Below are 21,955 nucleotides of genomic sequence, written 5' to 3'. Positions count from 1 at the left end.
TGTAGTTGATACGATTTGCTCACCTATGAAAACTCAGGAAATCACATTTCATCAGCTAAGCGATATTGAACCTGCGGATATGTTGGCCCTAATGAACAATGCCCAGGTTCGCCAGCAAATGCCTTTGTTCAATGGTGATTTTACTCAGGATGATTATGAAAGGTTTATCGCAGCAAAAGAGGAACTCTGGCAAACCCATGGCTACGGTCCCTGGGCTTTTAAAGTGAATGGAGTCTTTGCCGGATGGGGTGGGCTCCAACCTGAAAATGGTGATGCTGATCTGGCGCTTGTATTATTACCCAGGTTCTGGGGTGTTGGCAGAAAGCTTTATCGACTCATTATTGAGAAGGCGTTCAAAGAAATGCAGCTACCATCGGTTACCATACTCTTCCCTCCCAGTCGTACCCGCATTCAGGGAATACTCAGGCTAGGGTTTAAGGAAGAAGACAGAATCGATATCAACGGGTATACTTTTATCAAATATAGATTGATGGCCGGCAATGCCTGACCCTTCAACATTCAAACAATAACATTTAACTCAAAAGCATTTTTTCTAAATTCGAACCATGGATATGAAAGTCATTAACGGATTTGAGCACATTCCCTACAGTCATGAGCATTATGAGCCTGAGGAAATGATCGAACGTAGTCAGAAGTTCTACGACTGGATGGAAACACGCAGATCAGTCAGAGATTTCTCAGATCAGCCTGTTCCACGCGAGGTGATCGAAAACATCATCAAATCTGCCTCCACCGCTCCATCGGGAGCCCACAAGCAACCCTGGACTTTCTGCGTGGTGAGTAATCCTGAGCTAAAAAAGGAAATCCGTGAAGCGGCCGAAAAAGAAGAGTATGAAAGCTATACCAAACGCATGAGCGAAGAATGGCTGGAAGACCTTAAGCCCATGGCTACAGACTGGCATAAACCATTTTTAGAAACAGCACCTTATCTTATCATTGTTTTCAAAAGACCTTTTGAATATGATCCGGAAGGTAAAAAGCATCAGAATTACTATGTCAATGAGTCTGTAGGTTTAGCAGCAGGTATGCTCATTACTGCTATCCATGACGCAGGCTTGGTAACGCTGACCCACACTCCCAGCCCAATGAACTTTCTCCAAAAACTGCTTAATCGTCCTGACAATGAAAGAGCCTATCTTCTCTTGCCAGTTGGCTATGAAGCAGAGGAAGTTTATGTACCCAATAACCGCAGAAAAGGTCTGGACGAGGTAGCCGTTTTCTATGAATAAACTGCTTTGTCTTCTTCTGGTATTATCCTTTGGCCTGTCAACTGCACAGGCTCAACGCTATTCTAAGCGAAAAATCAGAAAAGACCTGCAAGAACTTCCCGGCTTTGAGAATGCCTTCATCGGTTTTTTATTGGTAGACCCGGAGAAGAAAAAGCCGCTCTATGAGCAATATGCTGACAAATACATGACTCCGGGCTCCACAACGAAGCTGTTCACCATCTATGGAGCCATACAACACCTGCCCGATACATTATCGGCATTAGAATACGTGGTACAAGGTGATTCTCTCATTTTCTGGAGTACCGGTTATCCACTCAACCTTCACCCGGATCATCCGGATTCTGCTGTAGTGAATTTCCTTAACGCCACCGATAAACAGCTGTTTTATTGGCCAAGGCCAACCGCAGACTCCCGCTTTGGTCCCGGATGGGGGTGGGACGATTATCCCTACTATTTCGGTGCAGAGAAATCTGTTTTTCCTATTTATGGGAATAGCATTCGTTTTATTCTGGACAATAAGAATAAGACCTACAGTATGTCTCCGCAATACAGAGGATTTCGGGTTACGGTTGACTCGCTTGATGCGGAAAAGTCCAGCGTAGTCCGCGATGAGTTCTGGAACGAGTTCCACATTCAATTCGCTAATAATTATGAGGTAGACACAATCACCCGTGCCTTTCACAGCTCCAATGCCCTTTTCACCGATCTATTAAGCGATGCTATCCAGCGGCCTATTCAGCATCTGGACTTAAACTCCAGGCCTGAATACCATGAATCAATACCCGGAGTTATAGCTGACAGCTTATATCGGTGGACCCTTCAGGAATCTGACAACCTCTTTGCCGAGCAGATTATGCTGATGATCAGTGGACAGCAAAGTGATACACTCAGTACAGAAGCCGGAATAGACGAATTACAACTTACATGGAATTCATCGACAGCCCCTCAATTCCCGGGTGAATTAATATGGCGTGACGGTTCCGGACTTTCCAGATACAATATGTTTAAGCCAACCGAGTTACAAAAGTTGATTTCCTTATTCGATACGAATGAAATACTCGGTCTACTCCCCCAGGGCCAAACCTCGGGAACCCTTGAAGACTGGTATGGCCCTTATGTCTTTGCCAAAACAGGTACTCTCAGTAATAATCATGCCCTGGTTGGTTATGTTCTAACAGACAAAGGCAAGTACCTCCAATTTGTATTGATTGCCAACCATTACACCGCCTCTACCAGCACTGTTCGAAAGTCTATGGGTGTTATGCTGGAGAAGATTAAAACAGGGTTTTAGGTTCTGGACTTAGAGTTCGAAAAGCTAACATCCCCAGGCTTCACTGACCTGACACCGTAACCCCACTTTAGGGGTTGGGAAAAAAGGCTACCACAATTAGTGTCCCCTCCGATTGATTGAATATGTTGAAGGTTTTATGCTCTGAATCCGTCATGGTGAGACACCTTGACTGGCTGATTGCACTGAACCAAAAGAGCCCCCCATCTCCTGTCGGAAGGCAAGGAAAGGCCTAGAGTATCAAAGCCTGGTGGTTTCCGCTGGGGATTCTTCCGTCATATTATCCCCGATATGCATCGGGATAATACTTCCTCTGAATGACGGTGACTGATGCAGCTCCGCTAAACGCCTCATTCAGAAGGAGAACATTTCCATGAAATGAGAAATGGGCGACTGAAGAATCTCCCTGGTGTTTGCAGTTTAACAGATAGGTTCCCTGTCTGCCGCAGGCAGGTTCCCCCATAGGAGGAGGACGGTACGGAGTGCTACGAAGAGCATTGTAGTTTAACTCTTACAGTATGCGGAGAGGTAAATCCCTCCTGTCGGAAGGCAAGGAAACACCTAGAGTATCAAAGCCCGGTGGTTTCCGTTGCGGATTCTTCGGTCGTATTATCTCTGATATGTATCGAGATAATACTTCCTCTGAATGACGGTGACCGATGTAGCTCCCCTAAACGCCTCATTCAGACAGAGAACATTTCCATGAAATGAGAAATGTGCGACTGAAGAATCTCCCTGGTGTTTGCAGATTAACTGAGAGGTCCCCTGTCTACCGCAGGCAGGTTCCCCCAAGGGAGGAAGACAGTACTGAGTCCTACAAGGAGCATTGTAGTTTAACTCTTACTGTATGCGTAGAGATAAAGCCCAACTGTCGAAAGGCAAGGGAGGGCTTAAAATATCAAAGCCAGGTGGTTTCCGTTGGGGATTCTTTGGTCATATTATCTCTGATATGTATCGAGATAATACTTCCTCTGAATGACGGTGACCGATGTAGCTCCCCTAAACGCCTCATTCAGACGGAGAACATTTCCATGAAATGAGAAATGTACGACTGAAGAACCTCTCTGGTGCTTGCAGCTTAACCGAGAGGTCCCCTGTCTGTCTGCCGCAGGCAGGTTCCCCCATAGGAGGAGGACGGTACGGAGTGCTACGAAGAGCATTGTAGTTTAACTCTTACAATATGCGTAGAGGCAAATCCCTACTGTCTGAAGGCAAGGGAGGGCTTAAAGCATTGAAGCTCGGTGGTTTCCATTGGGGATTCTTCGGTCATATTATCCCCGATATGCATCGGGATAATACTTCCTCTGAATGACGATGACCGATGCAGCTCCGCTAACCGCGTCATTCAGAAGGAGAACATTTCCATGAAATGAGAAATGGGCGACTGAAGAATCTCCCTGATGCTTGCAGCTTAACCGAGAGGTCCCCTGTCTGCCACAGGCAGATTCATTTCACTCCAGATGAAAAAGCATTTTCTGACCTGACACCGTAATCCCCCTTCAGGGCTTAGGGGTCACCTTGTTATCACAGGCTTCATTTCTCGCAATAACGATACCGTATCAATCAAACTACTTCACCTTTTTCCAAAGCTTCTCTGGTGGCACGATAAAGACGGAAAACTTCAGATAGGCCGCATCCTTCAGCTTATACTCCTGCAATGGATTGTTCAGCCTCTCACCAGGCAAAGAGACAATGTAGGCTACATTATTCACATAACTTACCTCAGTAGCCAACCACAGCCAATCGTAAACCTCTTGCTCATAAGTTACATTGAATAGAAAATCAGCTCGCTGCAGAGTCAATTGCGACTGTTGCTGATCAATGGCATCGGTGACATTGTAACGCCAGTTGTCATACATGGCTTTGGCAATAAAATAAGACTTGTCCGAAACATGATATCGCAAACTGATAAATGAAGGCAAAGTAGCCTCTATCATGGCCTTTGCTGACAGTGCTCTGTTATAGGTAAATGTTGGGTAGATATTCAAGACACCCAAAGCATAGTTGACCACTAAACCATAACCTAATTCCAGGTCCTCGCGCTTCTTTGTGTTATAAGAACCAGCTACATAATAGCGACCAGAGTAACGGTTCAGGTATCTGGTATCACTTGCCAATTCGGTAACTCCCAACAGAACAAGCTTCTTTGTATCTGAAAGATTTCGCTGATAAAGGAAGTTAAGCCCTGTGTTGATCAGACGCTCCTGATTAAGGTAACGGTAGATATTTTCATCGCTTTGGGGAATAAAAGCCGTGTTATACGACTGTCTGTAATATTTCAGTTGAACGCCAAAAAGTGACTTTTCACGAAGTACTATAGGAATACCCAGCCGAACAGTCAGCAACTGGTCACTTATGAATTCATTCTCTCCATTGGCATTCATGGAAGTAGACTGGTAATTGGAAAAACCCCGGTAACCTATTTCAATCACCTTTGGACGGTATTCCAACAGATCTACCTGAGCCTGAAGGGCAACAGCACACAGGCACCAGAGTGCAAAGCATGTTAGTAGTTTCATTGGCAAAGCTTCAACCTTTCAAATCATCAAAAAGTCGACATGCAATTAACGAATTAAATTCTAATCACGGATTGTTCACCGCTCTTAAAAAAGTGATCAATCTGCGCCATGATAATTTTTATCTTCAGGCCTCATACAACTAGAATTCGATGAAAAAAACGCTTCTTTTTCTCACTCTGTGCCTGACGACAATGGGCTTTGCCCAGGCACAAATCAGCTCAGAGAGCCTTTCCGGGCTTCGTCTGAGGAATATAGGCCCAGCCACCATGAGTGGCCGTGTGGTAGACCTCGCTGTCAATGAAAATGACCCCTATACCTTCTACATCGCTACGGCTACCGGAGGTGTATGGAAGACAACCAACAATGGGGTAACCATAGAACCTGTATTTGAAAATGAGAATACACACTCAGTTGGTGCCATTGCCCTACATCAAAATCACACTAATATTTTATGGGTAGGTACCGGAGAAAGAGCCAACCGACAAAGCTCATCATGGGGAGATGGTATCTATAAATCTCACGATGGAGGAAAAACCTGGCAACACATGGGACTAAAAGATTCTCACCATATAGGAAGAATTGCCCTCCATCCTACCGATACCAATACAGTCTATGTTGCAGCTATGGGACACCTCTGGGGACCCAATAATGAAAGAGGACTTTATAAGACTACCGATGGTGGTGAAAGCTGGGAACGCCTGATCTATATCGATGACAATACAGGCGTGGTAGATGTAGCCTTAGACCCTGAAAACCCACAAATCGTCTATGCAGCCACCTACCAAAGAAGAAGAAGACCTTTTGGCTTTGATGGTGGTGGACCGGGTTCAGGCCTGCACAAATCGACTGATGGAGGCAAAACCTGGAAAGAACTTCGTAACGGATTACCAGAAGGCGACTATGGTCGCATAGGTATTTCCATCTTCCGCAAAGATCCGAATATAGTTTATGCTTCAGTAGAACAAGGCTTCCAGTATAATGCTTCTACTGCCTATAATGAAAGAAGAGCCGGCTTATACCGCTCAAAAGATAAAGGCGAAACCTGGGAGTTCATGAGTGACTGGAACCCACGTCCGATGTACGCCAGTCAACCATTAGTCGACCCTAGTGATGCCTCCAGAATCTATATGATGAACCAGTACAGCTACTCCAGCGATTCTGGCCGTACTTTCAGACCTGCCAGACAATCGCTACATGGCGATGACCGAATCTTCTGGGTCAACCCGAAAGATTCGAGACATGTAATGAAGGGTGATGATGGTGGATTAGGGATCTCCTATGATCGTGGTCAGACCTGGTTATTCATTACCAACCTTCCTGTTTCTCAATACTACAGAGTGGCTGTAGATATGGCCAAGCCTTATAATGTTTATGGAGGTTTGCAGGACAATGGAAGCTGGGTAGGTCCTTCGGAAACTTATAGAAGCAATGGTATACTCAATGAAGACTGGAAAAAGCTTGGTGGCGGTGATGGTTTCCTTAACCTCCCTCATCATACTGATCCAGATATGGTCTACACTGAGTCTCAATATCTTGGACTGGGCCGACTCAATATGAAAAACGGTCAGCGACAGTCTATCCGACCCGATGACCCACAAGGTCATATAGGAGCAAGAAGAAACTGGGACGCCTGGGGCCCGGGTCAGCCTGAGCCAGAGTTAGGCAATGCGATGGCCCCAGCCAATTGGGATGGTCCGTTCTTCCTGAGCTATCACGATCCGAATACCATTTATGCCGGTACTAACCAGCTTTGGAAAAGTACTGATGGCGGAGCCACCTGGGAAAGCCTCGGTGACCTGACCACTCGCGTTAACCGCAGAGAACTGACCATCATGGGACAAAGAGCTGATACTTCTACTCACTCTCTGGACGATGGCATCCCCTACTATCCTACCCTGACCGCTATTGCAGAAGATCGCTTTATCCAAGGCCATCTTTATGCCGGCACAGATGACGGACTTGTTCAGGTATCGGAAGACGATGGAAAAACCTGGACCAATGTAACCGATAAGTTACCCGGACTGGCAGCAGATGCTTGGGTTAATACCTTTGAGGTATCTCCAAGTATGGCCGGTACCGCCTATGTGGCCATCAACAACTACAGAAACAATGATTTCAACAACTATATCTACCGCACAACCAATGGTGGTAAAACCTGGGAATCAGTAGCCGGTGACCTGCCTGCCGACCGTGTGGCCAGAACGTTGAGGGAGGACCCTAAAAACCCCAATGTTCTTTACCTGGGTACTGAACTGGGACTTTTCGTCAGTTTTAACCGAGGAGAAAACTGGATAGAGCTGAAGAATAACATGCCAACCCTTCCATTTAACGACCTGGTAGTACACCCTAGAGATAATGACCTGGTGGTGGCCTCTCATGGTCGTGGTGTATGGATTCTGGATAACATTAGTGCGCTTCAGGAAATTGGAGACCAATGGCATCAGCGATTTGCTCTTTTCAGCATTGCAGATGCAGAAATGATTGACAGAAACATCAATGGAGCGCATACGGGTGATATGTATTACCGAGGAGAAAATCCTCCGGTAGCCGCCATGATTGACTACTATGTCCGTGATTCTGTCGATAAGGATAAGCTTAAGCTAACCATTCACGATACGGATGGCAATGAACTGGCTACACTGAGAACAGATGCTTCAGCCGGAATCCACAGAGCTTACTGGAACTTCAGAGGGCCTGACTTCAAACCAATGAACCAGAATCCGGATAACCAGCGAAGAGGCGGGTTCAGAGGCTTCGGTTTGGGAGGCACTCCTATCCTACCGGGCGTTTACGTGGCCAGACTGACCTACGAAGACAAGGTAATAGAGCAAACCTTCAGAGTTAAAAATGATCCTCGTCTCGATGTAAGCATTAATGTACAGAGAGAGTGGAAGGCTTCTATGATGAAAATCGGCACCCTCTACGAACTATTGGTAGATGAAATGCTCCCTGCACAAAAAATGGGGTGGCACCTCGATAAACTGAGAAAGGATAAAGTTGACTTTGATGAAACTGCCGCTAAGTCAATAGAAGACCTGAATCAGAAATACAATGAACTATTGAGCAGAGTACGCTCTCTCTATTTTGGAGTTAGTGGCTGGATCGGCCCATGGACCGGAGACCAGAAAGCTCAATACGATTATTTCCATGAAATGCTGCCAAAGCTCAAGATGGAAACTCAGCAAGTACTGAATTCAGATATTAAGAGACTCAACAGAGGACTGAAAAAGGAATACAGATATACCCAAGAATAAACTAAACAGAAATGAAGACAACTAAACTATGGACAATTGCAATGCTGATGCTGCTCGCGGTTTCAGCTATTGCTCAGGATTCGGAAAGACGTATTCCGGTACAATCTGCTGTGGTAACTCAGCATGAGGTAACCATTAAAGGTAAAAAAGTACCTTATAAAGCCACTGCCGGAACTCAACCGGTTTGGGATAACGATGGCAAACCCGTTGCTACCCTATTCTATACCTACTACGAGCGTACGGATGTGAGTGATAAGGACAGAAGACCATTGGTCATCAGCTTTAATGGTGGCCCTGGCTCAGCCTCTGTCTGGATGCACCTGGCCTATACCGGACCTAAAATCCTTAAGATTGATGATGAAGGCTACCCTATTCAACCTTATGGTGTAAAAGACAATCCGCATTCCATCCTCGATGTAGCAGATATCGTTTTTGTGAACCCGGTGAATACTGGTTATTCGCGTATTGTAGACCCTGAGGCCGACAGAAGACAATTCTTTGGTGTGAATCAGGACATTCGCTACCTGAGCGAGTGGATCAACACTTTTGTCACCAGAGCAAACCGTTGGAACAGTCCTAAGTACCTGATTGGTGAAAGCTACGGAACTACTCGTGTATCAGGTCTTTCTTATGCTTTACAGAACAATCACTGGATGTATCTGAATGGTGTTATCCTCGTATCTCCTACAGAACTGGGTATAGATAGAAGCGGTCCTGTGGAAATGGCCAACAGACTGCCTTATTTCACAGCGGCAGCCTGGTATCACAAACAACTACCATCTGACCTGCAGAGTAAGGACCTCCTGGAAGTGCTGGAGATGTCTGAGTCTTATACTCAGAACCACCTACTCCCGGCTATTGCCAAAGGTGCATGGGTATCTGATAGTGAAAAGGAAGACGCGATTAAGAACTTTGCCCGTTTCTCTGGACTTGATGAAGAGGTAGTTCGTCAACATAACCTGGATGTTCCGGAAAGCTTCTTCTGGAAAGACCTCTTGCGTCACGAAGGTCATACCGTTGGTCGACTTGACTCACGTTATAAGGGAATCGATAGAATGGATGCCGGAACCAGCCCGGACTTCAATTCAGAACTTACTTCATGGTTGCATTCATTCACCCCGGCTATCAACTACTACTTCCCGAATGTACTGAATTATTATACTGACCTTAAATACAACATGTTCGGCCCGGTTAACCCCTGGGACAGAAGTGGCGACAGAACTGGTGAGAATCTGCGTCAGGCTATGGCCATGAACCCATACCTGCATGTAATGACACAATCCGGTTATTTCGATGGAGCCACCACCTACTATAATGCCAAGTACAACATGTGGCATTTAGACCCTAGTGGTAAACTGAAAGACCGAATGAGCTTTAAAGGATATCGCAGTGGACACATGATGTACCTGAGAGCAGAAGATTTGGCCAAAGCCAATGATGATATTCGTGAGTTCATCAAGAACAGCATACCGCCAGCGGGAACACCGGCTAAGTATTAGCATCGGTTGATTTAGAGTCAATTGATCTATAAAGGAAATCAGAAAAGGGAGCTTCGGCTCCTTTTTTTGTATTCTGAATAATCTTAGATTTTTTGAATTAGACTGGCATCCATAATGTAAATCGGACCAGGTAGTTCCAAGGAACAAGCTACAAGCTTTTATCAGTTGAAAACGGTTAATTAATTTAAGTTCAGTCGGATAGACAAAAGAATCGGTAGATCCTTGACGATCGAGATAGAAAACAGTCTTCCGAGACGAAAGACCAGGTACAGCTAATTATATTTGCAGCCGTTTAGTTTTCAACAGCAAGAATTTCATCGAATATGAGAACAGGAATGATCACGCCAGAAGGGTTGGAAAAACTCAAAGAGGAGCTGAATTTTCTTTGGAAAGTTGAACGTCCTGAAATCACTAAAAAAGTCTCGTGGGCGGCCAGCCTGGGGGATCGATCAGAGAATGCCGATTATCACTACAACAAAAAGCGTCTTCGTGAAATTGACAGACGCATCCTCTATCTACGCAAATGTATTGATGACTTTAAGGTGATCCATTACCATCCTCACCAGGAAGGAAAAGTGGGTTTTGGGGCCTGGATAGACATTGAAAACAACCTGGGACTTAGAAAACGACTGCGCATTGTGGGCTATGAAGAGCTGATTGGCATGAAAGATTATATCTCCATAGACTCTCCTATCGCTCAGGCCTTACTCAAAAAACAGGTGGGTGATGAAGTTGAAGTAGAAACACCTGCCACTACGCTCACCTGGAAGATTCATAACATCGAATACGAGAAGTGAGATAACGGGTACCCCCTAAAGTCATCTGCAACCTAACCTATTGCTGCCACAATCGGTGTCTTCACCGATTGATCGACCATGCCAGTATGCTCAACTCATCCTCGTTTGTAACGAGGATGAAAGCGGCTATAGCCAGTTGTCAATGTACATAGACCATCTCCCGACACGTCATTCTGAATTTATTTCAGAATCTTTCGAAGGATAAGAGGTCCTCGTTACAAACAAGGAGCAGTCTGTACCATTTTCAGCATACTTAAGTGACATACTGCCACAGCCTTTCCTTCTCGGGTGCAGCGAGGACTTTGGCAGATCTTTCGTTTCACTCAAGATAGAAAACAGACTACTCTGCAACCATCATGATGTACTCCATTAAAAGGTCATCAAGGGCCTAGCCTGTTGTTGCCACAATCGGTGTCTTCACCGATTGATCGACCATACCAGTATATTCAACTCATCCGCGTTTAACGAGGATGAAAGCGGCTATAACCAGTTGTCAATACACATAGATCAGCCCCCGACACGTCATTCTGAATTTATTTCAGAATCTCTCGAATGATCAAAGGTCCTCGTTACAAACAAGGACCAGTCTGTACTACTTTCAGCATACTTATGGTTTTGGGGCCTGGATAGACATTGAAAACAACCTGGGACTTAGAAAACGACTGCGCATTGTGGGCTATGAAGAGCTGATTGGCATGAAAGATTATATCTCCATAGACTCCCCTATCGCTCAGGCCTTACTCAAAAAACAGGTGGGTGATGAGGTTGAAGTAAAAACACCTGCCACCACGCTCACCTGGAAGATTCATAACATCGAATACCAGAAGTGAGATAACCCTTTCCATCCTGAGTGTAGCAAGGAACCTTACTGCTCTTTCAAGCTTTGGCAGATCTTTCGTTTCACTCAAGATAGAAAACAGACTACTCTGCAACCATCATGATGTACTCCATTAAAAGGTCATCAAGGGCCTAGCCTGTTGTTGCCACAATCAGTGTCTTCACCGATTGATCGACCATGCCAGTATGCTCAACTCATCCGCGTTTAACGAGGATGAAAGCGGCTATAGCCAGTTGTCAATGTACATAGACCATCTCCCGACACGTCATTCTGAATTTATTTCAGAATCTTTCGAAGGATAAGAGGCCCTCGTTACAAACGAAGACCAGTCTGTACCATTTTCAGCATACTTAAGTGACATACTGTCTAGGCCTTTCCATCTCAAGTGCAGTGAGGACTTTGGCAGATCTTTCGTTTCACTCAAGATAGAAAACAGATTACTCTGCAACCATCATGATGTACCTCCTTTCGATTTAATTATTTTACAATTGGGTAAAAAATAATCACCCCTTCCCTTGCGGCTTTAAATCGGTTTTTATTCTTTTGTTTTACAAATGGGTAAAAATGAATCATAAGATCGGAGAATTCGAGGAAATAGTCTTGCTCTTTGTAGCAGCTCAACATGAAGAGGCTTATGGCCTTTCCGTTACGAAAGCCATTGAAAAGGAGCTCGACAGATCAGTAACCATGAGCAGTGTACATACTGCCCTCTATCGTCTGGAAGAAAAGGGATTGGTAGAGTCAAAAATTGGTGATGCTGAAGGCAACCGTAGGGGCCGGAGAAAGCGAATTTTCGTCATTACAGCACAAGGCAAACAGGCTTTGGTCGAAGCCCGAGATGCCAGAATGCGTGTATGGAACATGATACCAGATTATGTGATGAAGTTCGGCTGGTGACAGAAGAACACTACGATATTGATCCTCCAAAAAAAGCTGAACAGTTCTTCCTCTGGTACTGCAATGAACGCATGCAGGAAACCATTGGTGGCGATCTTTATGAGCGCTTTATAGACAACTATGAGCAATATGGCAGAAGAAAAGCCAATCGAAAATACTGGATCGATGTGATCCGATTTATGAACAGACACACACTCAAACGGTCAACAAACTCAAAATTCAACAACATGTCAATGCTTAGTAATTATTTCAAAGTAGGTTTTAGAAACCTGGTGCGCAACCGTGCTTTTACAGCCATTAATGTATTGGGACTTTCGGTCTCAATGGCTGTTTGCCTGATTATTATTCTGATGATCAACGATCAGTTGAGCTACGATCAGTTTCATCCCAATAAGGATAATATTTATCGCTTTACTCACGATCGGGATGTGGGGCTAAGTGTTCCAATGGCCACTATTCCGCAACCTCTGGCAGCTACAGTTCAGGAGCGTTTTGCCGGTTTTGATGAAATCACCAATTTCCATCGCTTCAGTGGAGAAGTGTTAGAAAACGGAAAGTCCATTGAGCTAATCGGCTATTATACAGAACCTGCCACTTTTAAGATGTTTAATTACCCTCTCAGACTGGGTAATCCGGCTACAGTTCTGTCAGAGCCTAACTCTGTGGTATTGAAGGCTGCTATTGCCGAGAAGTTCTTTCCCGGAGAAAACCCCATTGGTAAGAGCATGAAGGTGGGCAATATGGGAACCTATAAGGTAACAGGCGTACTTGAAGAGCTCCCGGGCAAAACCCATATTCGTTTCGATGCCTTTGCTTCAGTAAGCAGTATTCCTGCTCTTGAAAAAAGAGGATACAGCTTTCGTGGAGTCGATGATTGGGAAAATGGCAGCAGCACCTGGACTTACTTCAGCTTGAAAGAAGGTTATAGTATTGAGCAATTACAACCTATTCTTGATGGATTAAGAAATGAATTCTACGATGATAACAGCGAATATAGAGCTGATTTTACTGTTCAAAAGCTAACTGACATTACTCCTGGCCCTCTCTATGGCAACCAAATTGGAGATGGTATGCCAACCTTCTTCGTTTATGGTTTAGCTATTCTGGCGGGACTTATCATTGTTTGTGCTGCCTTTAATTATACCAACCTTTCAGCGGCCAGAGCCATGACAAGGACTAAAGAAGTTGGGGTAAGAAAAGTAATGGGGGCACGTAGAAATCAACTCACTTTCCAATTCATGGTAGAGTCGGTTCTACTGAGCCTTATTTCACTGGTTTTAGCGTTCATCTTTATCCAATTCCTGATCCCGGCATTTGAAGGACTTCAAATGAGCACTTTGCTCAACTGGGATCTTGAACTCACCCCCAAGAGCTACCTGCAATTTATTGGCTTTGCCGTTTTGGTTGGATTAGTTACCGGCTTCTTCCCTAGTCTATATCTGGCCTCATTCAATGTACTGAATGCCATGAAGGGAGCCATCAACAAAAAAAGACTATCCGGCTGGGCATTACGCAAAACCCTGATTGTCACTCAATTCGTGATCTCTATTGTATTGATTGTCTCTTCCCTCCTGGTCTACAAACAGATTCGTTTCATTGTCGATAAAGACTATGGCTATACGAAAGAAAACATCATTGTGGTAGACCTGCAAGGGCAAGACTACGACCTGTTGAAGACAGAGCTCGAAAAGCTTCCTTTTGTGGAACAAATCGCAGCGACTAATTCAATCCCGAATACAGGGGTATCTTATGCACAACCGGTGTGGAGACAAACAGAAGATGAAAGTATTTCCATGAATTACTATTCTATTGACGAGCAGTACATCCCGGAATTAAACCTGGAGCTGATAGCCGGCAGAAATTTCGAACAGAATGCAGAAAGTCTCAACAAAACATCATTGATCATCAACGAACAGGCATTAAGTGCACTTGGCTTTGAAAGTCCTCTGGATGCCTTAGGCCAAACCTTGTTTGTGGAAAGCGATTCAATTGCTAAGAACATTATTGGCGTGGTTAAAGATTACAACTATGAATTCATTATCAGTAATATTAACCCACTTATGCTCCGCTATGAGCCAGCAGATTTCCAGTTTGCCCAGGTGAAGATATTGGGTTATGATATCACAGACGAAATGGCTCAAATTGATCAGGTGTGGAATGAATTTGACAAGAACCATGAACTACGTGCTAAGACTTTCCAGACTCATCAGGATGAATTCAATGCCTTCTTCTATGACATTCTATATATTATTGGTTTAATAGCCGTTCTGAGCATCAGTATTGCCGCTATGGGACTTCTGGGCATCTCTGCCTTTGCCATTCAGGCGAGACTTAAAGAGGTAAGCATCAGAAAAGTATTGGGGGCTAATATTAAATCCTTAGTGCTAATGCTCTCTAAGAGCTTCGTGGTCATGCTGGTCATTGCGCTGATTATAGGTTTCGCGCTGGCCTATTATGGCAATGCCATCTGGCTAAATATGTTTGCCTACCGCACCAGTTTCGGCTTTGAGATATTCTTTTTTACTGCAGTTGGATTAATAGGTGTTGCCGTATTGACCATAGGCTGGCAGGCAATCAAGGCCATTGGAACCAATCCGGCTGCCACCCTTAGGGATGACTAAATGTGAGTTCGGCTTTCTGGCTTGTAATTTTATGCTTCTAGCAAAGTCGATTCATGAAATGGATCTCTGCTTTAGCTGAGCTGATCTTTCGCTACACTCAAGATAGAAAAGGATGGATTACCAAAGTTTCAAAGATTAAGGCTAAAACTCGCAATGTTCATATAAATCTTGTTCTTCGGAGAAAGGATACATTGCTTTCTTATCCCGAGCGGAGCCGAGGGATCTGCCTAGATACCATGTACTACTAATCTTGCTGAACAATCAAGGCTGAAGTTTAGCTTTCTGGTTCATCTTTAGGACAAAAAAAGAGGCTGTCAACTCATTGACAGCCTCAAATCATCACCCAGCTAACCACTCTAACGCTGCTTCATCATCTACAAACAAGCGCATTTTCTTAAATCCTGCGCTTAGACAATGATTCTCCCACTGCTTATACCCTCTTACATCTTCTCTCACAACCACTGCACGCTTGTAAGAGGAAGCCAATCCTAGCTGAGCAAGCTCTTGAGATAGTTCGCTCATATCATGTTCATCTGCCTTCAGGTTCGCCTCTCGCAAATCAGTAAAAACTCTGTTCAACCCATTCTGATATGCTAACTTCCCTACTTCTTCAAAATACCTTCTGGCGATTTCTTTGGTCAGGTCTCCTTCAATACGTCCGGAAACCAGCTTCAACCCATCAACCACTTTAACCTCAATCATTCACAAACCCCTCTCTCAAAAGCGGGTGCAAAGGTAGAGGTAATTTCAATAAATTCAAACCTTACCCCTTAAATATCAGCTAGTTACAGATAATTTTATGCATCACGTTTTCCGGGGAAATAATCTGTAGGTACTTACGAATTCACCCCAATAAAAACACCCGTGAAACGGCAGTAAGAAGAATAAAAGCAAAGCTTAAGCTACCCGGCACATCATGCATCTGACACTTCCACCACCAAATTTTTCAATAGTAGGAATCTGTACAGTTACAATTTTGGAGTAACCTGAAAGCTTATCTATCTGGAACTGAGACAGGCTATCGTAGGCGGTTTGCGACATGATGAGTGTAGATTTACCAGCATCGTCAAGTACCTCCAGCATGTTGCCTGCAAAATGGTACATCTGCTCCATGGTTATCTCCACTACTTCGTGACCGGTTTCTTCAAGTGTTCTAATCACATCAAAGCGCTGATCTTCCTTAATGGACTCAGCACATATCACGGCATATTGGCTGGCAATGCACATGACTACATTGGTATGATATACTGCTACACCTTCAACATTGAATGATTCAAACAGTACCGGCTCATAGCCATTGATCTCACAAAGCTTATCCAGCACATCCCTGTCTGTACGGGAAGAAAGGCATGCATAGGCCAGGTCGTTTTCATAGTCAATGACCACACTACCTGTGCTTTCCAGGAACTTGTTATCCTCTTCATATTTTGAGATATCAATGATCTCATCTACGGGTACACCTTCATCCACTAATTGATCGAGCAAGTCTACCCTTCGTTCCCATCTGCGGTTTTCTGCTAACATGGGATAAAGCACTACCCTGCCATCATGGAATGAGACCCAGTTGTTAGGAAATACTGCATTGGGTTTCTTGGGTTCGTCAGTATCATCAATCACTACAACATCTACCCCATGGGTACGCAGGGTGTTTACGGCCTCATTGAACTCATCAATGGCCGTTTGTTGTATACTGTGTTGTTGTTCGGCTCCTTCGGCCTGTTGAAAAGAGTTAGTAATAGCAGTGGATGGATCGAAACCAAAATGAGCTGGTCGAACCATCATAATTTTCGCGGCAGCTTGCCTCATACATTTCTATTTTAAAAAGCGTTTACTTAAACCAAAGCCAAGCAAAAGATTGGCAGACCCATTCGACAACCCTGTTCCTCCATAGACATCGAGTTGAAGACTGGAATTAAGCAGGTAGGTTAATCCTGCATCCATTGAATGATTCTCAGGACCTCTGTCTGGAATGGCCCCATAGGCTTCTATAAAAACAGCCAGTTTTTCATTAAGACTTCGCGATAACACAACGGTATATACAGCCGAGTTACTCTCGAACTCATTGCTGGCAGCCCAGCCCACATTCGTAGAAAGTGCCAACTCTCCGGGCAAAGAGCCATCTAGCAAAAGCCTGATCTCTGTTTGAAGTCCCGTACCGATATTGTCGAAAATCCCTCCTCCAAGGTTTGCCAAAATACCGATATCAGGCCATTTAGGATTATTTTTCAATATGTTATACTTCACCCCGAAAAATGTGGGTGCCAGGCTAAGCGGATTGGATTCAGAAACAGATCCATCGGTGATAAATCTGCTTTTGATAAGTTCTTGATAGAATCTCAGCTCCAGCTTATTACTCACTCCATATCTCAGCAGCGTGTTGTTAATGGAAATGTTCTGGAATTTCAGATTGGGCGCAAAATTACCCGGGAAAAAGTCATTGAATTCAGAAATATAAAAGCCGGTTTCAATTTGAAATGCTCCAATCGGCACTACGGCCGCAGAAGTAGTTTGTGTAGGACGATCTGTATAAATATTATCCTGGGCCTGTAGTTCAAAATTCAGGATCAGGCCAATGAGTAGAGTAAATGAAAAGGCTATTTTTTTCATGCGCAGCTAAGGTATTAAATGACGGTTGAGTAGAAAAGACTTCCTGAAGAGTAATTGTTGCCAAAAAAGAGGAAATTATCGCTCTGTTAGCTGACTGCTGAGTACCAGCATCTGCTTTTTATTGAGCATGGCATTGTGCTGAAACCTGATTTCACCATCAGCACTTAAAATTACCACAGTAGGAAAAGATACTTTACCATCAACTGTTCCTATAGCCTCGGCTAACTGATGAATTCCGGTCCCCTTTCCTGTAGGCCTGAAATGAAAAGATTGTCCCATGAACTGAATGCTTTCTTCAGATTCACCATTGAAACTCACAAACCAGAAGTTATTATTCAGTGCCCCCTGCACTTGCTTGTTGGCCAGAACACTCCTTTCCATCACTTTGCAATAACGACACCAGGGGGCATGCAGAAAGACCATAACATCTCTTTCCTCCACTTTTTGTAAACTGTCGATAGATTCGAATGACCAGGTATTGAGCTGGGCATAGGATTGCTGAAGCCCCAGAATCATCAACGATATGATCAAAAACTTCTTCATTAGTCAATTGAAAATCTGATACCGAAAAAGCCTCTTATCCCTTGGTTAGGTGCATACACGTAAGTCGGATCGAAGGTTAGCGCATATGGATTGTTTGGTGTAGCCTGCACATTACCCTGGTTATCGTATCTCACCTGCTTGTCGAATGGATCGTTTGACCGGGCAATAAGGAAAGGCACCTCCTGATCAGGAGTCCAGTTGAATATGTTCTTTACTCCACCATAAAACTCTACTTTTTTATGGGTATAGGTCAGCTGAATGTTCTGCAAACTCCACCATGGAGAAAACTTGTCTCTTGGATCAAGTTCACCTAACAAGGGTAGCTCCATCGGACTGTACAGTTTTCCGGTATAATCAACAGTGAGGGGCAGGCCGGAAAAGGTATAGGATGCTGTCCAGGTAGCGGAAAACCGTTCTGTTAACAGCTGACGCCTCTTTACTCCATCATTTCTGGTAAACACATCCTGATAGGTAAACCCAGCTAATAGTTTGAACCCATTATTGAAATCAAAATCCAGATTGGCACTAAAGCCATTGGTTACCGCATAACCATCGATGTTATCATAAATAATCTGATCCTGATCTGTCTCATAGTCCGGTAATATCTGGTTAGTGAAGTAGGTGTAGAAAGCACTCATGTCAAGACCAATGAAAATTCCGGAATTGGTGTACCAATTGCCCAGATAGTTCAGGTTGAAGTTATAACTCTTCTCCGGCTTCAGTTCATTGGCGATAATGACCTCTCTGGCACCTGTTAGCGCAGCATGATCTTCAGTAAAGAGATTCACCACACGGAATCCGGTTCCTGCATTAAACCTCAAGGACTGATCAGGAGAAATGGCCCATTTATAGCCTATACGCGGTGTGAATATACCACCATGCCTGCTATTGTGGTCATATCGCAGACCCAGCAACAGCTTGTTATTATTTTCAAAAGTGACCTCATCCTGGATGAATACACCCGGGAGCTTAATTCTATCCGGCTGGTTCAATACATCATTACCATCCATCCGGGCCGTAGCAGGTGTGTTGTCGTCATAGAAAGTATGACGATAAGCGGCTCCAAGGAGTAAATCATGCAGACCATACTGCTTGTCCCAACTCAGCTGAGTAAAGCTAATTCGCTGGATAGCATCGTATACTGTCTCCCCATAGCGACTATCCTGATCGTGTGCATTGAAGGAAAAGGAGAGCATGAGCTTTTCTGTGGTAGGAAGCTGATATTGACCCAGTAGCTCCCATCGGTCGGTGTAGATGCTTTCTCCATAAACTTCATCACCACCACGATGAGACTCATTCCATTGGGTTTCTCCTCCCCAGCGATTTTCATAATAGTACCTTCCGGCAAGAGTGAACAGTTTATGATCCTTTCGGTTGAAACTCCACTTCTGAAAAACAGATATTCGGTCCTGCAAGGTTACGTCAGTGAAGTTGTCATTGTTCTGGTCCATAATGTTATCATAGAGATAATAGTTTACACCGGTCAGGGAAGTGGCCTTCTCTCCTACATTCAGTTTTAATCCCAGGTCCAGGTTATACTCCTGCCAGGTAGTACCAAACATATCAAATGCCAAAAGCGGTGCATTGCCGGGTTTCTTTGTGATAATGTTCACCAGTCCTCCTACTGCCTCACTACCGTAAAGTGAAGAAGCAGGTCCTTTCACAATCTCTACACGTTCGACCAGAGAATTAGGAATTCCCGATAATCCATAGACTGTGGAAAGTCCACTGACTATCGGCATCCCATCGATCAACACAAAAGTATATGGACCTTCCAGTCCGTTGATATGGATGTCTCCTGTATTACAAATATTACAATTCAATTGGGGTCTGACACCGTTGACATTTTGCAGGGCATCGTAAATATTAGGAGTTGGATTTTTCCTGAAAAACTTCGGGCTATAAACTTCCACGGGAACAGAGCTTTCCATCCTGGTTATTTCCTTCAAGGTACCGGTAACCACCACCTCAGACAATGACTGCTGATCCTCCTTCATCGAGACATTCAGGGTCAAAGATTCTCCCGGTGAAAGGTTGATTTTTCTGCTTTCGGCAATGAACCCGACAAAGCTAAATTGTAGTGTATAAGTTCCGGCTTGCAGGCCTCTGATCTCGTATCTGCCCAGGCTATCTGTTGATGTTCCCAGACTGGTACCATCAACCAAAACATTCACATAGGCGAGTGGAAATTCATCCGCAAGCACATGCCCGGACACTCTGGCTCTCTGCGCCTGCACCGTCAGAGAGCTCCCCATCAAAAGAAGTAAAAAAAGTACGCTTCTGGCCTGTTGATATAGCATAAATCAATTCAAATGATGAGACAAATTTAAATCATCAATTCGAATTGATTGAATATATTTTTAGATAAATTTGATTTTAATTTTTAGTCTAATCTAAATTATCGTATTTAAAGCCCTATTAACCTGATATTTACTAAACACTCATTTATGTCTTGATTCAAGAATAGAAACAACATCAGAAAGCGTATATCCTTTAGCCTCCAGGAGCATCATATAGTGAAAAAGCAGGTCGGCAGACTCATTCAAAAAGAGGTTTTCGTCATTATCCTTAGCTTCAATTACTACCTCCACGGCCTCTTCTCCCACCTTCTGAGCTACCTTATTGATTCCTTTGGAAAACAGCCTGGCCACATAAGATTCTTCAGGAGATCTTTGCCTGCGTTCTTTGATCACCTGGGTGAGGTGATTGAGAAACTGAATATCATTTTCGTTGTCTTCATCCCAGCAGGTATCTGTTCCGGTGTGACAAGTTGGGCCGTCTGGATCGACCTTAACAAGTAGTGCATCCTGATCGCAATCAAGTGCTACAGAAACCAGGTTGAGAAAGTTAGCCGAGGTCTCCCCCTTTGTCCAGAGCCTTTGCTTTGACCTACTGTAAAAAGTCACCTTCTTGGTGGACATGGTCAGGTCTAATGCTTCATCATTCATGTAGCCCAACATTAGTACTTTTCCGGTATTTACATCCTGAACAATGGCAGGCACGAGTCCGTCACCTTTACCAAAATCCACCTGTCCTATATCTTCTAATAATCTCATATTTCTATCCTTACTGGTATTCCTTTTTCTCTTAAATATTGCTTCAATTCGGGAACGGCAATTTCCTTAAAGTGGAAGATGCTGGCAGCTAATGCCGCATCTGCTTTTCCCCTAGTAAATGTATTCGTAAAGTGTTCCATTTGCCCGGCTCCACCGGAAGCGATCACCGGTATGGACAACATTCCCGAAATCTCTGCAGTCAACTCATCTGCAAAGCCGGCTTTCGTTCCATCATGGTCCATAGAGGTGAGCAGTATTTCTCCGGCACCTCTTTGCTCTACTTCTTTGGCCCAGGGTATAGTTCTGAGCTCTGTTGGGGTTCTGCCTCCCCTTACGTGTACAATATGCTCTCCTTCAACAAAGCGGGTGTCTATGGCCACCACCACACATTGACTACCAAACTCTAATGCCAGTTCATTGATCAGATCGGGTCTTTTTACCGCTGATGAATTGATAGATATTTTATCCGCACCGGCATTCAGCAAGGCAGAAACGTCTTCTACTGAACTGATTCCTCCCCCTACGGTAAAGGGGATATTGATTTCTGCGGCCACCCTTTTCACCAGTTCCACAAGTGTCTTGCGTTTCTCCACCGTAGCGGTGATATCCAGAAAAACCAGCTCATCGGCTCCTTCACGGGCATATCTAGCGGCCAATTCAACAGGATCACCTGCATCGCGTAAGCCTACAAAATTGACCCCTTTTACAGTTCTTCCGTCTTTAATATCCAGGCAGGGTATAATTCTTTTAGTTAACATCTGATTGATTTATGATGTATGAGTCTTG

19 protein-coding genes are annotated in these 21,955 nt (G+C 44.3%); 11 read left to right on the top strand and 8 right to left on the bottom strand.

What is annotated here, in order from left to right; translation table 11 throughout:
* Positions 1–25 precede the first annotated feature (25 nt).
* The 5 genes from ACOOEY_RS18485 to ACOOEY_RS18465 all read left to right on the top strand — a co-directional run bounded on the left by ACOOEY_RS18485 (position 26) and on the right by ACOOEY_RS18465 (position 3,850).
* Complete coding sequence (locus ACOOEY_RS18485; RefSeq protein WP_420386208.1) at positions 26–508, top strand: GNAT family N-acetyltransferase; 483 nt, start codon at positions 26–28, stop codon at positions 506–508.
* 64 nt (positions 509–572) lie between these two features.
* The gene (locus ACOOEY_RS18480; RefSeq protein ID WP_420386207.1) at positions 573–1,250 is read left to right on the top strand and encodes a nitroreductase family protein; all 678 of its coding nucleotides are present in this window, start codon (positions 573–575) and stop codon (positions 1,248–1,250) included.
* Positions 1,243–2,541, top strand: coding sequence for a D-alanyl-D-alanine carboxypeptidase (locus tag ACOOEY_RS18475; RefSeq protein ID WP_420386206.1), 1,299 nt, complete (start codon positions 1,243–1,245; stop codon positions 2,539–2,541). Before ACOOEY_RS18480 ends, ACOOEY_RS18475 begins: the two co-directional genes overlap by 8 nt.
* Positions 2,542–3,385: 844 nt before the next feature.
* Complete coding sequence (locus tag ACOOEY_RS18470) at positions 3,386–3,517, top strand: hypothetical protein (protein ID WP_420386205.1); 132 nt, start codon at positions 3,386–3,388, stop codon at positions 3,515–3,517.
* 201 nt (positions 3,518–3,718) lie between these two features.
* Positions 3,719–3,850, top strand: a complete 132-nt coding sequence (locus ACOOEY_RS18465; RefSeq protein ID WP_420386204.1) for a hypothetical protein — start codon at positions 3,719–3,721, stop codon at positions 3,848–3,850.
* Between the two features lie 256 nt (positions 3,851–4,106).
* Here the strand turns inward: ACOOEY_RS18465 and ACOOEY_RS18460 are convergent, their stop codons facing one another.
* A complete protein-coding gene (locus tag ACOOEY_RS18460) occupies positions 4,107–5,057 on the bottom strand; it encodes a DUF6268 family outer membrane beta-barrel protein (RefSeq protein ID WP_420386203.1) in 951 nt (316 codons plus the stop codon).
* A 149-nt stretch (positions 5,058–5,206) separates the two neighbouring features.
* On the opposite strand from ACOOEY_RS18460, the gene ACOOEY_RS18455 reads away from it, so the two are divergent.
* The 6 genes from ACOOEY_RS18455 (at position 5,207) to ACOOEY_RS18430 (ending at position 14,963) form a co-directional block, all read left to right on the top strand.
* Complete coding sequence (locus ACOOEY_RS18455) at positions 5,207–8,311, top strand: WD40/YVTN/BNR-like repeat-containing protein (RefSeq protein ID WP_420386202.1); 3,105 nt, start codon at positions 5,207–5,209, stop codon at positions 8,309–8,311.
* 11 nt (positions 8,312–8,322) lie between these two features.
* A complete protein-coding gene (locus tag ACOOEY_RS18450; protein WP_420386201.1) occupies positions 8,323–9,810 on the top strand; it encodes a S10 family peptidase in 1,488 nt (495 codons plus the stop codon).
* Between the two features lie 323 nt (positions 9,811–10,133).
* Positions 10,134–10,607 carry a transcription elongation factor GreB gene (gene greB, locus ACOOEY_RS18445; RefSeq protein ID WP_420386200.1) on the top strand — a complete coding sequence of 158 codons (474 nt, stop codon included), beginning with the start codon at positions 10,134–10,136 and terminating at the stop codon, positions 10,605–10,607.
* A gap of 506 nt (positions 10,608–11,113) precedes the next feature.
* On the top strand, positions 11,114–11,437 hold the full coding sequence (locus ACOOEY_RS18440) for a GreA/GreB family elongation factor (protein ID WP_420388667.1): 324 nt from the start codon (positions 11,114–11,116) through the stop codon (positions 11,435–11,437).
* A gap of 572 nt (positions 11,438–12,009) precedes the next feature.
* Positions 12,010–12,342 (top strand): PadR family transcriptional regulator, encoded by a 333-nt coding sequence (locus tag ACOOEY_RS18435; RefSeq protein ID WP_420386199.1) that lies wholly within the window; start codon positions 12,010–12,012, stop codon positions 12,340–12,342.
* Complete coding sequence (locus ACOOEY_RS18430) at positions 12,300–14,963, top strand: ABC transporter permease (protein ID WP_420386198.1); 2,664 nt, start codon at positions 12,300–12,302, stop codon at positions 14,961–14,963. Before ACOOEY_RS18435 ends, ACOOEY_RS18430 begins: the two co-directional genes overlap by 43 nt.
* Before the next feature lie 339 nt (positions 14,964–15,302).
* On the opposite strand, the gene ACOOEY_RS18425 is transcribed toward ACOOEY_RS18430, so the two are convergent.
* The 7 genes from ACOOEY_RS18425 to hisF all read right to left on the bottom strand — a co-directional run bounded on the left by ACOOEY_RS18425 (position 15,303) and on the right by hisF (position 21,927).
* Positions 15,303–15,665 (bottom strand): hypothetical protein, encoded by a 363-nt coding sequence (locus ACOOEY_RS18425; protein WP_420386197.1) that lies wholly within the window; start codon positions 15,663–15,665, stop codon positions 15,303–15,305.
* A gap of 195 nt (positions 15,666–15,860) precedes the next feature.
* A complete protein-coding gene (ctlX, locus tag ACOOEY_RS18420) occupies positions 15,861–16,769 on the bottom strand; it encodes a citrulline utilization hydrolase CtlX (protein WP_420386196.1) in 909 nt (302 codons plus the stop codon).
* 6 nt (positions 16,770–16,775) lie between these two features.
* Positions 16,776–17,570 (bottom strand): transporter, encoded by a 795-nt coding sequence (locus ACOOEY_RS18415; RefSeq protein ID WP_420386195.1) that lies wholly within the window; start codon positions 17,568–17,570, stop codon positions 16,776–16,778.
* A gap of 75 nt (positions 17,571–17,645) precedes the next feature.
* On the bottom strand, positions 17,646–18,113 hold the full coding sequence (locus ACOOEY_RS18410) for a thioredoxin family protein (protein WP_420386194.1): 468 nt from the start codon (positions 18,111–18,113) through the stop codon (positions 17,646–17,648).
* The gene (locus tag ACOOEY_RS18405) at positions 18,113–20,413 is read right to left on the bottom strand and encodes a TonB-dependent receptor (protein WP_420386193.1); all 2,301 of its coding nucleotides are present in this window, start codon (positions 20,411–20,413) and stop codon (positions 18,113–18,115) included. The genes ACOOEY_RS18410 and ACOOEY_RS18405 overlap by 1 nt, the downstream gene beginning before the upstream one ends.
* A 141-nt stretch (positions 20,414–20,554) precedes the next feature.
* Positions 20,555–21,169 carry a bifunctional phosphoribosyl-AMP cyclohydrolase/phosphoribosyl-ATP diphosphatase HisIE gene (gene hisIE / locus ACOOEY_RS18400; RefSeq protein WP_420386192.1) on the bottom strand — a complete coding sequence of 205 codons (615 nt, stop codon included), beginning with the start codon at positions 21,167–21,169 and terminating at the stop codon, positions 20,555–20,557.
* Positions 21,166–21,927: an imidazole glycerol phosphate synthase subunit HisF gene (gene hisF, locus ACOOEY_RS18395; protein WP_420386191.1), complete on the bottom strand. Its 762-nt coding sequence runs from the start codon at positions 21,925–21,927 to the stop codon at positions 21,166–21,168. The genes hisIE and hisF overlap by 4 nt, the downstream gene beginning before the upstream one ends.
* Positions 21,928–21,955: the final 28 nt, after the last annotated feature.

The organism is Roseivirga sp., from assembly GCF_965216855.1.
Taxonomy (GTDB): domain Bacteria; phylum Bacteroidota; class Bacteroidia; order Cytophagales; family Cyclobacteriaceae; genus Roseivirga.
This window is presented reverse-complemented; position numbering and strand designations above follow the sequence as displayed.